Origin of the sequence: Nonomuraea sp. NPDC003560 (assembly GCF_042878785.1) — a bacterium.
Classification (GTDB): Bacteria; Actinomycetota; Actinomycetes; order Streptosporangiales; family Streptosporangiaceae; genus Nonomuraea.
This window is the reverse complement of the sequence record NZ_JBIAOF010000002.1, coordinates 801,262-814,214: the sequence shown is the minus strand read 5'-3', so window position 1 is coordinate 814,214 and position 12,953 is coordinate 801,262. Positions and strand designations below refer to the sequence as shown.

12 protein-coding genes are annotated in these 12,953 nt (G+C 71.0%); 6 read left to right on the top strand and 6 right to left on the bottom strand.

Features of this window, described 5'->3' with window-relative positions:
• Positions 1-47: 47 nt before the first annotated feature.
• The 4 genes from ACFYUV_RS09115 to ACFYUV_RS09100 all read right to left on the bottom strand — a co-directional run bounded on the left by ACFYUV_RS09115 (position 48) and on the right by ACFYUV_RS09100 (position 4,376).
• Positions 48-992 (bottom strand): heme A synthase, encoded by a 945-nt coding sequence (locus ACFYUV_RS09115; protein ID WP_387666648.1) that lies wholly within the window; start codon positions 990-992, stop codon positions 48-50.
• Between the two features lie 198 nt (positions 993-1,190).
• Positions 1,191-1,814, bottom strand: coding sequence for a PepSY domain-containing protein (locus ACFYUV_RS09110; RefSeq protein WP_387666646.1), 624 nt, complete (start codon positions 1,812-1,814; stop codon positions 1,191-1,193).
• 184 nt (positions 1,815-1,998) lie between these two features.
• Complete coding sequence (gene uvrB / locus ACFYUV_RS09105) at positions 1,999-4,107, bottom strand: excinuclease ABC subunit UvrB (RefSeq protein WP_352358255.1); 2,109 nt, start codon at positions 4,105-4,107, stop codon at positions 1,999-2,001.
• Positions 4,108-4,142: 35 nt separating this feature from the next.
• Positions 4,143-4,376 (bottom strand): helix-turn-helix transcriptional regulator, encoded by a 234-nt coding sequence (locus tag ACFYUV_RS09100; RefSeq protein WP_387666643.1) that lies wholly within the window; start codon positions 4,374-4,376, stop codon positions 4,143-4,145.
• 140 nt (positions 4,377-4,516) lie between these two features.
• Here ACFYUV_RS09100 and ACFYUV_RS09095 point away from each other — a divergent pair, with 140 nt between their 5' ends.
• The 3 genes from ACFYUV_RS09095 to ACFYUV_RS09085 are packed head-to-tail and all read left to right on the top strand — an operon-like array spanning position 4,517 to position 8,155.
• Positions 4,517-6,133 (top strand): SPFH domain-containing protein, encoded by a 1,617-nt coding sequence (locus tag ACFYUV_RS09095; RefSeq protein ID WP_358293784.1) that lies wholly within the window; start codon positions 4,517-4,519, stop codon positions 6,131-6,133.
• On the top strand, positions 6,130-7,371 hold the full coding sequence (locus ACFYUV_RS09090) for an SPFH domain-containing protein (RefSeq protein WP_387666640.1): 1,242 nt from the start codon (positions 6,130-6,132) through the stop codon (positions 7,369-7,371). Before ACFYUV_RS09095 ends, ACFYUV_RS09090 begins: the two co-directional genes overlap by 4 nt.
• A gap of 10 nt (positions 7,372-7,381) precedes the next feature.
• Positions 7,382-8,155 (top strand): sporulation protein, encoded by a 774-nt coding sequence (locus ACFYUV_RS09085; protein ID WP_387666638.1) that lies wholly within the window; start codon positions 7,382-7,384, stop codon positions 8,153-8,155.
• Between the two features lie 34 nt (positions 8,156-8,189).
• Here the strand turns inward: ACFYUV_RS09085 and ACFYUV_RS09080 are convergent, their stop codons facing one another.
• On the bottom strand, positions 8,190-9,074 hold the full coding sequence (locus ACFYUV_RS09080) for a PIG-L family deacetylase (RefSeq protein WP_387666635.1): 885 nt from the start codon (positions 9,072-9,074) through the stop codon (positions 8,190-8,192).
• A 180-nt stretch (positions 9,075-9,254) separates the two neighbouring features.
• Here ACFYUV_RS09080 and ACFYUV_RS09075 point away from each other — a divergent pair, with 180 nt between their 5' ends.
• The 3 genes from ACFYUV_RS09075 to ACFYUV_RS09065 are packed head-to-tail and all read left to right on the top strand — an operon-like array spanning position 9,255 to position 11,763.
• Positions 9,255-10,319, top strand: a complete 1,065-nt coding sequence (locus tag ACFYUV_RS09075; protein ID WP_387666632.1) for a hypothetical protein — start codon at positions 9,255-9,257, stop codon at positions 10,317-10,319.
• 9 nt (positions 10,320-10,328) lie between these two features.
• The gene (locus ACFYUV_RS09070; RefSeq protein WP_358293794.1) at positions 10,329-10,949 is read left to right on the top strand and encodes a hypothetical protein; all 621 of its coding nucleotides are present in this window, start codon (positions 10,329-10,331) and stop codon (positions 10,947-10,949) included.
• A 10-nt stretch (positions 10,950-10,959) separates the two neighbouring features.
• A complete protein-coding gene (locus tag ACFYUV_RS09065; RefSeq protein ID WP_387666629.1) occupies positions 10,960-11,763 on the top strand; it encodes an inositol monophosphatase family protein in 804 nt (267 codons plus the stop codon).
• Between the two features lie 12 nt (positions 11,764-11,775).
• On the opposite strand, the gene ACFYUV_RS09060 is transcribed toward ACFYUV_RS09065, so the two are convergent.
• Complete coding sequence (locus ACFYUV_RS09060; RefSeq protein ID WP_387666626.1) at positions 11,776-12,930, bottom strand: SLC13 family permease; 1,155 nt, start codon at positions 12,928-12,930, stop codon at positions 11,776-11,778.
• Between the last annotated feature and the right edge of the window lie 23 nt (positions 12,931-12,953).

The window sequence follows — 12,953 nt, the reverse complement described above, 5'->3', positions numbered from 1 at the left end:
GCGCGCGGCCCGCCCGCCGGAGCGCCGGGCCCGTCCGCGCGGATCGGCTACGTACGAGCGGGGACGGGCAGGGGCCGTTCCTCCCCTGCCGCCGTCGGTAGCCGGGTGTCGAGGAGGACGCGTACCGCGCCCACCCACACCATCGCCGAGCCCAGCAGGTGGGCGAGGACGACGACCTCGGGCAGGTCCGTCACGATCTGCGTCAGGCCGACGAGCCCCTGGCCGAGCAGCACGGCGAGGAACAACGTGGTGCGCCGGTGGGCCGCCGAGCCCGGCTCGCGCCGGGTCCTGAGCCACAGGGCTACGGCCAGGCCGAGGCTGAGCGCGGCGGCGACCCCGTGCAGCCAGACCATCCCCGTCCAGTTGAACGGCATGCGCGGCACGTCGGAGGAGTCACCCGCGTGCGGCCCGGTGCCGGTGACGATCGTGCCGGCCGCGACCAGCAGCGCCACGGACGCCACCAGCGCCGCCGGAAGGCGGCCCACCGGCACGGAGAGCGGCCGCGCGGGCCGGTCGAGCAGGCGGGCCTTGTGCCAGACGACCGTGGTGGCGGTCAGGAACAGCACGGCGGCCAGGAAGTGCGCGGCGACGAGGTACGGGCTCAGCCGCGCCCACACGGTGAGGCCGCCGACGACCGCGTTCAGCACGACGATCCAGAACTGCACCCACCCCCACCGGGTCAGCTCGGGCACCGGACGGCGCTGCAGCCGGGCCACGACGATGAGCCAGCCGACGGCGACGCACACGACCCCGGACAACACCCGGTTGGTGAACTCGATCGCGCCGTGGACGCCGAGCTCGGGCGTGGCCGCGAAACCGGCCTCCGAGCAGCGCGGCCACCCGTCACAGCCCAGCCCTGACCCGGTCAGCCGGACGACTCCGCCGGTCACGATGATCATCAGGCTGGTGGCCAGCGCCGCGCCCGCGGCCCGGCGCAGGGCGGCTCGTTCGAAGGCGATCCGGGCGGCGAGCCACTGGAAGGGAGTGGTCATGGGGGAAGAGGTCTCTCTGCTGCTCGGCGAACCGCCGCGGGGCGGCCGGAAACACGATCAGGACCTTACTCTACAGCCCGTAGAGCACCCCTCCCGGCTCCACCTCCTCGGCAGGCGTCCAGAGCCGTGCGGCACCCCCTTGCGGCCCGGGACGGCCACCTCCGCCGATGGCCGGAGGTGGCCTGCTTCCCCCGCGGGTCAGCTGGTTTCGTTCTTCTTGGTGACCTCACCGGTGGCGGCGTCGACCATCACCTCGTGCTGGGTCCCGTCCGGGGTCATCACGTCCGACTTCCAGACGGTCTTGCCGTTCTCGGTGTCGAGCTTCAGCTTGGTGACGCTTCCCTCCGGTACGGCCGCGGCGACCTTGTCGGCGGCCTGGGCGTAGTCGAGCTTGGCCTCGGTGATGCGGGTGTGCATCTTGGCCTTCTCCTGCTCGTCCATCTGCTCGGCGGTCGGCCCCTTGACGACCTTGCCGGACTTCACGTCGACCTGGTGTTCCGTGCCGTCGGAGCCGACGACCTTGACCTCCCAGACCATGCCGTTCTCCTCGCTCTCGACGGAGACGACCTTGGATCCGGGCACCGCGGCCATCGCGACCTTGGCGGCGTCCTTGAGCTCTCCGGCTCCTGGCTTCATGGACGTGGCGCCCGGCGAGGGGGACATGGTCCCCGTTTCGGGCGGGCTTTCCATCGACGGAGACGGGCTTCCCATGGTGGGGCCCGGCGTGGGCTCGACGGCGAACTGGCCGACTTCCCGTACGGCGCCGCAGCCGGCTGCGAGCAGCGCCGCACCGACCAGAGCCCCGATGATCGACTTGTTCATACCTGGACCGCTGCCCCAGGAATCCGCCTTCATTCCCGCAGGTCAGAACCCTGAGCCACGGCCGGGGCCGGCGAGGGCGCGCCACGCGGGGACCCGCCGCCGGCCCGCCGGCCCCTACTGGACGCCCGCTTCGCGCATGCTGTCGGCCACTACTGGACGACCGCGTCGCGCATGTCGCCGGCCCCTACTTGACGCCTGCTTCGCGCATGTCGCGCAGCTCGCGCTTGAGCTCCTTGATCTCGTCGCGCAGCCGGGCGGCCACCTCGAACTGAAGGTCGGCGGCCGACTGGTGCATCTGCTCGGTCAGCGACTCGATCAGCGACTCCATCTGCGCCCGCGGCATCTCGCCCGCGATGGCCTTGGCGTGCTGGCCCGCCTGGCGGGCGGCGAAGCCGGGCACCGGGGCCTTGCCGCGCGACTGCTGACGGCCGCCGCCGAGCAGCTTGTCGGTGTCGGCGTCCTCGCGCTGGAGGGAGTCGAGGATGTCGGCGATCTTCTTGCGCAGCGGCTGCGGGTCGATGCCGTTGGCCTCGTTGTAGGCCATCTGCTTGGCCCGGCGCCGGTTGGTCTCGTCGATGGCCCGCTCCATCGACGGCGTGATCTTGTCGGCGTACATGTGGACCTGGCCGGACACGTTACGGGCGGCGCGGCCGATGGTCTGGATCAGGGAGGTCTCCGAGCGCAGGAAGCCCTCCTTGTCGGCGTCGAGGATGGCCACCAGCGACACCTCGGGCAGGTCGAGGCCCTCGCGCAGCAGGTTGATGCCGACCAGCACGTCGAACTCGCCGATGCGCAGCTCGCGCAGCAGCTCGATGCGGCGCAGCGTGTCGACCTCGCTGTGCAGGTAGCGCACCCGGATGCCGAGCTCCAGGAGATAGTCGGTCAAGTCTTCGGACATCTTCTTGGTCAGCGTGGTGACCAGGACGCGCTCGTCGCGCTCGGCGCGCTCGCGGATCTCGTGGACCAGGTCGTCGATCTGCCCCTTGGTGGGCTTGACGACGATCTCGGGGTCGACCAGGCCGGTGGGCCGGATGACCTGCTCGACGACGTCGCCCTTGACCCGCCCCAGCTCGTACGGCCCGGGCGTGGCCGACAGGTAGACCGACTGCCCGATGCGCTCCAGGAACTCCTCCCACTTCAGCGGCCGGTTGTCCAGCGCGGACGGCAGCCGGAACCCGTGGTCGACCAGCGTGCGCTTGCGCGAGGCGTCGCCCTCGTACATCGCGCCGATCTGCGGCACGGTCTGGTGGGACTCGTCGAGGACCAGCAGGAAGTCTTCGGGGAAGTAGTCGAGCAGCGTGTTGGGCGCGGTGCCGGCGGCGCGGCCGTCGAGGTGGCGGGAGTAGTTCTCGATGCCGGAGCAGGTGCCGATCTGGCGCATCATCTCGATGTCGTAGGTGGTGCGCATGCGCAGCCGCTGGGCCTCCAGCAGCTTGCCCTGCCGCTCCAGCTCCGACAGGCGCGCGGCCAGCTCGGCCTCGATGCCGGCCACGGCCGCCGCCATGCGCTCCTCGCCGGCGATGTAGTGGGAGGCGGGGAAGATGTAGAGCTCTTCGTCCTCAGTGATGACCTCGCCGGTCAGCGGATGCATGGTGGCGAGCTTCTCGATCTCGTCGCCGAACATCTCGATGCGCACGGCCAGCTCTTCGTACTTCGGGATGATCTCGATCGTGTCGCCGCGCACCCGGAACGTGCCCCGGGTGAAGGCCAGGTCGTTGCGCGTGTACTGCATGTCGACCAGGCGGCGCAGGAGTTGGTCGCGGTCGACCTCCATGCCGACGCGGAGCCTGGCCATGCGGTCGACGTACTCCTGCGGGGTGCCCAGGCCGTAGATGCACGAGACGGAGGCGACCACGATGGTGTCGCGGCGGGTGAGCAGCGAGTTGGTGGCCGAGTGGCGCAGCCGCTCGACCTCGTCGTTGATCGAGGAGTCCTTCTCGATGTACGTGTCGCTCTGCGGCACGTACGCCTCGGGCTGGTAGTAGTCGTAATAGGAGACGAAATACTCGACCGCGTTGTTGGGCAGCATCTCGCGCAGCTCGTTGGCGAACTGGGCGGCGAGCGTCTTGTTGGGCTGCATGACCAGCGCGGGCCGCTGCAGCCGCTCGATCAGCCAGGCGATCGTGGCCGTCTTGCCGGTGCCCGTGGCGCCGAGCAGGACGCTGTCCTTCTCCCCGGCCCGGACGCGGCGCTCCAGCTCGGCGATGGCCGTCGGCTGGTCGCCGGATGGAGTCATCTCGGTGACGACCTCGAAAGGCGCCACCTTCCGCTGCAAATCTGTGACCGGACGCATGCTGCCACTGTAGGCGGCGCCACCGACAGAAACCGTCAGGCCGTGGGCTGCCCGATCCGGGGGAACGGCGTGGTGGAGAACACCACCTCGACCGGCACCTCGAAGTATCCGGCAATGCGCAACGCCAGGTGAAGACTCGGGCTGTATTCGCCCCTCTCCAGGTATCCCACGGTCTGGTAGTGCACCCCCAGCGCCTGCGCGAGCTGCCTGCGGCTCACCCCCCGCTCGGCGCGCAGCAGCGCGATGCGGTTGTGGACGGTCTCGCTCATCAACCCTCCAGGTAGCAGACCTGCTCCATCCATAACACCCCTGCTATGGGACGTAACAGTCATATGACGACACATTGCAAGCGAACAGCAAGTCATACCCGATACGGTCGGATTCGCCTGTAGCGGAAAAGGAAGGTTCGATGTCACGACCCCGAGAGGCACTGATCCAGGCAGGTCAGGGCATAGCCCAAGCGGTCGCTCAAGGAGGTGACGTACGGCAGGCGATGAGCCAGGCGATCGGCCAGGTCGCCGACCAGGCCGGCCAGCTCACCGGCCAGGCCCCCGGCTTCGCGCTCAACCCGCACGACTTCGCCGCCGCCCGCGACGGCGGCGCCTCCGTCGGCACGCTGATCGAGGCCAGGTCCGCCTCGCTGAACGAGGCCGGCGAGATCGTCAACCGCAGCTTCGCCGAGAACGGCATGCACGTCATCTCGCCGGTGGTGATCCCCAAGGGCAGCACGGCCAAGGTGGTCATCCCGCTGACGGTGCTGGTGGTCCTGGGCCTGATCGGCGCGCTCGGCGGCATCGTGCCGGGGTCGGACATCTTCTTCGGCCCGCACTACTGGGTGGTGCTGGTCCTGGCCGCCGCGTTCCTGTGGTGGCGCAGGAGCGTGGTGATGGTCCCCGAGGGCTGCAAGGCGCTGATCACCAAGTTCGGCAAGCTGGTGCACATCGCCGACCCGGGCCGGGTGACGCTGTTCAACCCGTGGAAGCGGGTCAGCTACATCGTCAACACCACCCGCGAGTACCCGTTCAACGCCCCCATCAGGGAGGCGCCGACCCAGCAGGGCGTCAAGGCCAGCGTCGACCTGTTCCTGCAGTTCAGGATCGAGAACCCGGCCGAGTTCATCTTCGTGCTCGGCTCGGTCAGCGGCTTCCAGTCCAAGCTGCAGAACGCCATCAGCGAGGTCACCCGCTCGCTGATCTACGCCCAGCGGGCCGAGGACATCTACGACCTGGTGGGCGAGAGCACCCTCGGCATGCTGGAGAACCTGAACCAGCAGTTCCTGCCCGCCGTACGGCTCACCGACGTGAACATCACCCACGCCGAGCCGTCCAGCCAGGAGTACCGCATGGACCTGGCCGCCCCCGAGATGGTCCGGGTGGCCAAGGAGGCCTACACCTACGAGTACGAGCTCCAGCTCCGCAAGGAGCAGAACGAGGGTGACCTGGTCAAGGAGCTGGCGGGGCTCCAGGAGACGCTCAGCGCCATCCAGGCCGAGATCGCCGGTTACCAGGCCCGCATGGACACCGCGCTCGAACGCGCCAGCCACCAGGCCACCGCGCAGGCCAGGCAGCGCCTGGTCGAGGCCGAGTCCACGGCCAACGCCAACGCCGCGCTCCTGGAGGCCCAGGCCCTGGACATCCGGGCGCTGTCGGCCGCCGAGGCCCCCGAGATCCTCGACTACCGCTTCCAGCAGGACCTGCTGACCAAGCTGGAGTCGGTGGCCACCCGGCTGCCGCAGGTGGTGCAGGTGGGCGAGCAGACCGACATCGACTTCCTGGCCCTGGCCCAGCAGCTCGTGGGCGGCAAGGGCGCGGCGCTGTTCTCCGCCGAGGACATGGCCGCCATCCGCGGCCGGCTCGGCGAGATCGCCGCCCGCGTCAGCAGCCGCGAGGACGAGATCGCGGCCCTGCTGAAGAAGGCCGCCGCCGACGTGAGCGAGCCGCAGGCCACGCCTGAGCCCGACCACGACCTGGAAAGCACGGTCGAGCGCCTGCTGCCCGGCCGCCTGAGCGAGGGTGAGGTCCGATGACCCGCGAGTTCTCGAAGATCAAGGAGTCGCTGGCCTCCTGGTCCGACATCCGCCAGCTGCTGCGCGGCGGCGAGCAGGGCCAGCTCGTGCCGGTGGTGATCCCCAAGGACCGGCGCGGCTTCGCCTGGGTGGCGCTCGTCCTGCTGGCCCTGTACTTCGCCGGGATGGCCGCGCTCACCGACCTCACCCTGCCCGCCGCGCTGGCCTCGCTGTTCTTCCTGGTCGTGGCGCTGGTCACGATCTGGCGCCAGGCGATCATCGAGATCGAGGAGGGCACCACCGGCGTGCGCAGCCGCTGGGGCGCGATCACCGGCACGCTCCCGCCGGGCCGCCACTACCTGTGGCTGCCGTGGGACCGGGTGGACGCGGTCGTGGACACCTCCACCGAGATCCCGTACTCGGCGCCGATCGTGGCCTGCCCGACGGCCGAGAACGTGCCGCTGAAGTCGATCGAGTTCTTCCTGAAGTTCCGCATCGTGGACCCGGTGGCGTTCGTCCGGACGATCGGCGCGGGCAACTTCGACCTCGTGCTCTCCAGCGCCGTGCAGGACGCGATCAGGCAGCGCAGCCGGCGGGTCAACACCGAGCGCGCCTACGACCTGCGCGGCTCCGACGTCGGGGACATGCAGGAGGCGCTCAACCGCCAGCTCGGCCGGTACGGCGTGCGCGTCACCGGCGCCAACATCCCCGACGTCCAGCTCCCCGACCAGTACCAGCAGCACCTGGCCACCCGGGAGAAGGTCGCCAAGGAGCTGTCGGCCTACGAGCGCGAGTGGGAGCTGACCCGCAAGCGCCGCATCGACACGCTGCTCATGGAGATCGAGCGCTCCAAGAAGACCCGCGACGCCCGCGTGGTCGAGGTCAAGGCCGCCCACAACACCGCGCGCAAGAACGTGGCGCGCATGCTGGAGGAGCAGGAGACCGAGGCCCAGCGCGTGACATGGGAGATCGAGGCGCGCGGCAGGGCCGACCTGACCGCCGCCGAGAACGAGGCCAAGGCCCTGCGCAGGCTGGCCGAGTCCTACCGCGACAACCGGGCCGTGCTGCAGTACGAGCTGGCCCGCCGGCGCCTGGACGTGGGCGCCAAGCTCGCCGAGAACGCCCCCCAGCCGCTGGTCGTACGGACCCAGCAGGGCCAGGCCGACTCGGCGCTGTCCACCCTCGTCCTGGCCCAGCTGCTCCCCCGCATCTCGGGCACGGGACACCTCGCCGCCAACGGCCAGACCCCCACCGCATAGGAGAGACCCCATGGTGTTCCGCAAGTTGATGGCCGCCTTCGGCGCGGGCGTCGAGGTCGACACGGTGCTGACCGACGCGACCGTGCGTCCCGGAGAGCCGCTGCGCGGCGTCGTGCACTTCCGCGGCGGCGGCTCCGACTACAAGGTCGAGGGCATCTACCTCGACCTGACCGCCGTGGTGGAGGTCGAGAGCGGCGACAACGAGTACAAGACGACCTACAGCTTCCTGCGCCAGCAGGTGGCCGGGACGTTCCAGCTCGCCTCGGGCGCCCAGCACCAGCAGCCGTTCGAGATCATGGTGCCGTGGGAGACGCCGATCAGCGCGATCGGCGGCCACCCGCTGCACGGCATGCGGCTCGGCGTCCAGACGGAGCTGGCGCTGGCGGGCGCGATCGACAAGGGCGACCTCGACCCGCTGTTCGTCAGCCCGCTGCCGGCCCAGGAGCACGTCATCGCCGCCCTCGACCGGCTGGGCTTCGGCTTCAAGAAGGCCGACCTGGAGCGCGGCACGCTGTACGGCTCGACGATGCCGTTCTTCCAGGAGATCGAGTACTACGCGGGCGGCCAGTGGCGGCGGCACTTCAACGAGCTGGAGCTGACGTTCATCGCCGGGCCGCGGCAGATGGACGTCATCCTGGAGGCCGACAAGCGCGGCGGCTTCCTGACCTCCAGCCACGACACCTACAACCGCTTCACCGTGCGCTACGACGACCACCCCGGCGCGGCCGACCAGGCGTTGCAGCACGGCCTGGAGCAGATGGCCCGCCGCCGCGGCTGGTTCTAGCCGGGCGCTCCCCTGAGCCGGGCGGCGTCCCGGCTCAGGGGACCCGGTACATGCGCTCGGTCCAGGCCCGGTAGCGCCAGGTGTGCCCGACGCGGTAGTCGTGGCCCAGGTAGACGCCGAAGACCTGGCGCTTGAGCTCGCGCAGCGCCCCTGCGACGTTGGGGGCCCAGCCGGTCATCGGGTAGCCGCGGTAGGAGACCGCCCGCAGCCCCAGCCCGCTCGCCGCGGCCAGCGCGAAGCGGGCCGAGGCGACGTGGTCGGGGTGGTCGCACAACCCCCGGCCGGTGGGCGGCTCGGGGTCGAGCGTGCGCAGCACCGTCGGCCGGAAGCGGGCGTAGAGCGCGCGCAGCACGCCGACCACGTCCCGCCGGCCGACGCAGCGCCTCTCGGGGCCGGCGCCGAACCGGCGCACGCAGGAGCGGTCCTGCCACAGCCTGGTCAGCGCGTCGCGGCCGCCGTCGGCGCGCGGGTCGCCGCCGTCCGGCAGCCCGACGAAGGCGAGCCTGACCGCCGGCCTGTCGGCCAGCTCCTCCAGGCGGACGGGGAAGCCGCCCGCCGTGATCGTGGTGACCCGCCAGACGTCGGGCGCGCCGGCCAGGAAGGCGTACGCGGCCCGCAGGCCCCGCGCGCGGTCACGGGTGTAGGCGACGGGGTCGCGGTCGTCGTCCCAGCCGGCCTGGCCCTCGCCCGCGGTCAGGTAGACGGTCACCGTCGGGCGGTGCCACTGGACGGCGCCGTACAGGTCGGGGCTCATGAACAGCAGGTCGTCGTCCGGATGGGCCACGACCTGCATGAACCGCTCCGACGACGACGGCCGGTGGACCTCCGCCCACGCCGCCGCGGGCGGGGCCGGGCACGCCAGCACGGCCACCAGCACCAGCGCCAGCGCGGCCGCCGAGAACATCCTGATCCCCTTCATCCCCACCCCCGTGCGCTTCCAGTATCGAACCTGGTCAGGCCCCGGTCCTGAGCTGCCAGGGGGAGATGTCATGTCATTCCCGGGTAGGAGATACCTCCTTCCCGTGCGCTGGAAGTCGCATGCCGGCGGTCGTTACGATGACCTAGGGGATTGACTGATCGTCGGACGGGCGGGCGAACGATGGCACGGTTCACGGCGGCGCTGAAGCGGGTCGCCCCATGGGCGGCCCAGAACGCCGACGGCGCCATCGCGCTGTTACTGGCGGTCGTGATCGGCGTGCTCGGCATCATGCCCGACGAGGTGGTGCCGACCGATGTGCAGACGCAACTCGTCAACGCCGCGACGCTGGTGATCATGGCGCTGGTGGCCACCGCCCTGCTGCGCGACCGCGCCCGTCAGGCCCCGGTCGAGGAGACCATCACCTCCGGCGCGCTGGCCCAGCTCCCCGTCCGGCTGTCACGGCTGGAGGAGATCGAGACGCTCGTCCACGGCACCCGCAAGGCCCTCGACGCGCTGCAACTGGTCAGGGTGCTGGGCAGCAAGCAGGAGATCGCCCAGATGCACGCCGAGGCGCGCAAGGACACCACCCGGTGGAGCTTCAAGGGCGGCACCGGCACCTACCTGCGCGCGGTCACCCTGCCCGAGTGCGTGGCCGCCGCCCGCCGGGACAAACGGCACCTGGTGGTGCGGGTCGAGGTGATCGACCCGTCCAACGTCGAGGTGTGCGAGACGTACGCCCACTACCGGCGCTCCCTGTCGGACTCCCCCGACGCGACCGGCGAGACGTGGACGACCGACCGGGTCAGGAAGGAGTCGTACGCGACGATCCTGGCCGCCTTCTGGTACCGCCAGCGTTACGGCCTGCTCGACATCGAGGTCGGTCTGTCGTCGTCGATGACGACGTTCCGCTGGGACCTGTCGGCCACCCGGCTGATCATGACGGTGGAGGACCCCAACCGCGCCATGACCGCGCTGGCCGGCACGTTCTACTACGAGAACTGCGACACCGAGCTGCGGCTCAGCTTCGAGCAGGCGCGGCGGGTGCCGATGGACATGTACAAGAAGGCGCCGCTCGGCGACGAGCCCACGATCGAGGAGGTCCAGGACCTGTTCGGTCGCATCGGGGTGCCTCTCCCCAAGGCCTACGACGGCCGCGACGTCGTGGACATCGCGCGCAAGGCCCTGCGCGCCGTCGATCCCTACGGCGAGGCGCGTCCTGCGGCCCTCCGACGAGACGGAACGTGAGTGCAACTCATGAGCTACCGGTCGGTCTTCCAGCGGGTCCGCGACGGACAGGCCAGGTCGTGGGCGCTCGGCGTGCTGCGGGAAACCGCGCGCCCCAGGGCCGTACGCCATCCGCTCGGCTTCGTCTGCCTGCCGCTGGAGCGTGAGGGCGGCGAGGGGGTATGCCTCCACCTGTGGTCCGACTCGCTCCAGCACGCCGAGAGCACCACCTCGCAGATCCACTGCCACAGCTGGGACCTGGTCAGCCACGTGCTCTACGGCCAGGTGCGCAACGTGCACGCGGTGGTCACCGACGCGGGGCCCGACGCCACGCACCGGGTGTTCGAGGTGGTCAGCGGCGCCGACGGCGACCGCATCTCGCCCACCCGCCGCACCGTGCGGCACGCGACCGGGCTGGTGGAGCTGTTCGGCCCCGGCGACACCTACACCCTGCCGGCCGACCGCTTCCACAGCAGCGTGGTGCCGGAGGGCGGCGAGGCGGCCACGATCGCGCTCGGGCGCGGCCGGCCCGGCAGCCGCGACCTGTCGCTCGGCCCGCTCGGGGCGGGCGGCCACCACGTTCCCCGGGAACCGCTGAACGCCGAGGAGACGGCGCTGGCCGTCCGGCTGATCACCGCCCACCTGACCTGAGGGGTGCCCGATGGACCTGGATCACGCTCGCTCTGTGGCCGTCGAGGCCGCCCAGGCCGCCGGGGCGCTGCTCGCGGCGGGCACGCGTGGGGCCGTCGGCATCCGGGCCAAGGGCGAGGCCGGCGACGTCGTCACCGATCTCGACCTGGCCTCGGAGAAGCTGCTGGTCGAGCGCATCCTGACGGCCTTCCCGTCGCACACGATCGTGGCCGAGGAGTCCGGGCTGATCGGCGCGGCGGGCGGCGAGTGGACGTGGCTGGTCGACCCGCTCGACGGCACCAACAACGTGGCCATCGGGCTGCCCACGTACGTCGTGGGGGTGGCGTTGTGCCGGGGAGGGCGGCCGGTGCTGGGCGTGGTGCACGACCCGGTGACGGCCCAGACCTGGTCGGCGATCCGCGGGCGCGGGGCCGTGGCGTCCACGGGGGCGCGGCTGGCGCCGCCGTACACGGCCAGCCCGCACGGCCCGCTGCTGGCCTGGACCCAGGGGTACGGCGTGAGCAGGGGCGACGCCACCGTGCTGGAGTTGAAGGCGGCGCTGGAGGTGGGCGCCCGGCGGGTGCTGCAACTGTGGGCGCCGCTGCTGTCGTGGGCGATGCTGGCCCGCGGCGACATCGACGGCATCGTCGGCTACCGCGCCGAGGCGGTCGACCTGCCGGCCGGCGCGCTGCTGGCCCAGGAGGCCGGGATCGAGATCAGGGCGCTCGACGGCGGCCCGTTCGAGGAGAGCATCGACGGCACGGCCGAGGACCGCAGCTTCGTGGCCGCCCACCCGCGCGCGCTGCCCGGGCTGATGTCGCTGCTGCCCGGCTGACGCCCCCGGCGCTCAGCCGAACGTGACCAGGGCCCAGACCGTGGCCAGCAGCCCGGTGACGGCCAGGCCGGCGCCGGTGAGCAGGAAGCGGCGCAGCGGCACCGCGACGCCGTGGCGGCGGCACGACTCGAACCACAGGAGCGTGGCCAGCGAGGCCCACGGGGTGATCACCGTGCCCACGTTCGTGCCGACGAGCAGGGCCAGCAGGCGGTCCTGGTCGGCGGCCGGGATGACCGCCTCGACAGCCTTGTAAGCGGGCAGGTTGTTGATCGCGTTGGACAGGCCCGCGCCCACCGCGGCCGTCCGGTACGGGTCGCCCTCCGTGCCGATCATCCACGTCATCAGCGCGTCGAGCCCGTGGGCGCTGAGCGTGGGCACCACCAGGAACAGCCCGGTCACGAAGATGACGAGCTGCCAGGGCAGCAGGCTCCAGGTCAGCTTGGGCCGGTCGCGCACCAGGAAGGCGGCCACCACCAGCACGGCCGCGGCGGTGGCGGCGACGGCGACGTGCGCCTTGAGCAGCAACAGGGCGATGAACAGCAGGCAGCCGGCCGAGGCCGCGCCGAACAGCACGCGGTCGGCCACCGGCTCCAGCACCGGCGGCGTGTAGCGCAGGTCGCGGCGCTCGCCCCGGCGCCAGAAGAACACCCACAGGAACACCATCGTCACCGCGATCGAGGCGATCTGCGGGGCCCACATGCGGGCGGCGAAGCCCTGGGCGTCGAGGCCGAGCTTGTCCACGCTGAGCAGATTGGTCAGGTTGGAGACGGGCAGCAGCAGGCTCGCGGTGTTGGCCAGCCAGATGGTGGTCATCGCCAGCGGCAGGGCGGCGATCCGGGCCCGCGGCGCCAGGGCGAGCATGACGGGGGTGAGCAGGACGGCGGTGGTGTCAAGGTTCAGAAAAATCGTGACAAATGACGCGAAAGCCGTACAAAGAAAGAAAAGTGCGGCGTAGTTACCGCGGCCGAGCACCGCCATCCTGGCCGCGATGGCATCGAAGACCTGCGCTTCCTTGGTCAGCTCGGCCAGCACGATGATGGCGACCAGGAAGATCAGCAGCGGCCCGATCGTCTCCAGGCTCTCGACGGCGTCGCGCCACGGCAGCAGACCGGTCGCCACGAAGACCAGACCGAGAGCAAGCAGCCCGATCCGGATCAGATCGAGCACAGCCAGACGCCGCCACACCCGAC

Excerpts from the sequence above, each read along its gene's own strand:
- uvrB (WP_352358255.1), bottom strand. The coding sequence starts at position 4,107 with ATGCGTCCGGTCACAGATTTGCAGCGGAAGGTGGCGCCTTTCGAGGTC.
- ACFYUV_RS09090 (WP_387666640.1), top strand. The coding sequence starts at position 6,130 with ATGACCCGCGAGTTCTCGAAGATCAAGGAGTCGCTGGCCTCCTGGTCC.
- ACFYUV_RS09085 (WP_387666638.1), top strand. The coding sequence starts at position 7,382 with ATGGTGTTCCGCAAGTTGATGGCCGCCTTCGGCGCGGGCGTCGAGGTC.
- ACFYUV_RS09110 (WP_387666646.1), bottom strand. The coding sequence starts at position 1,814 with ATGAACAAGTCGATCATCGGGGCTCTGGTCGGTGCGGCGCTGCTCGCA.
- ACFYUV_RS09070 (WP_358293794.1), top strand. The coding sequence starts at position 10,329 with ATGAGCTACCGGTCGGTCTTCCAGCGGGTCCGCGACGGACAGGCCAGG.
- ACFYUV_RS09075 (WP_387666632.1), top strand. The coding sequence starts at position 9,255 with ATGGCACGGTTCACGGCGGCGCTGAAGCGGGTCGCCCCATGGGCGGCC.
- ACFYUV_RS09065 (WP_387666629.1), top strand. The coding sequence starts at position 10,960 with ATGGACCTGGATCACGCTCGCTCTGTGGCCGTCGAGGCCGCCCAGGCC.
- ACFYUV_RS09095 (WP_358293784.1), top strand. The coding sequence starts at position 4,517 with ATGTCACGACCCCGAGAGGCACTGATCCAGGCAGGTCAGGGCATAGCC.
- ACFYUV_RS09100 (WP_387666643.1), bottom strand. The coding sequence starts at position 4,376 with ATGAGCGAGACCGTCCACAACCGCATCGCGCTGCTGCGCGCCGAGCGG.
- ACFYUV_RS09115 (WP_387666648.1), bottom strand. The coding sequence starts at position 992 with ATGACCACTCCCTTCCAGTGGCTCGCCGCCCGGATCGCCTTCGAACGA.
- ACFYUV_RS09080 (WP_387666635.1), bottom strand. The coding sequence starts at position 9,074 with ATGAAGGGGATCAGGATGTTCTCGGCGGCCGCGCTGGCGCTGGTGCTG.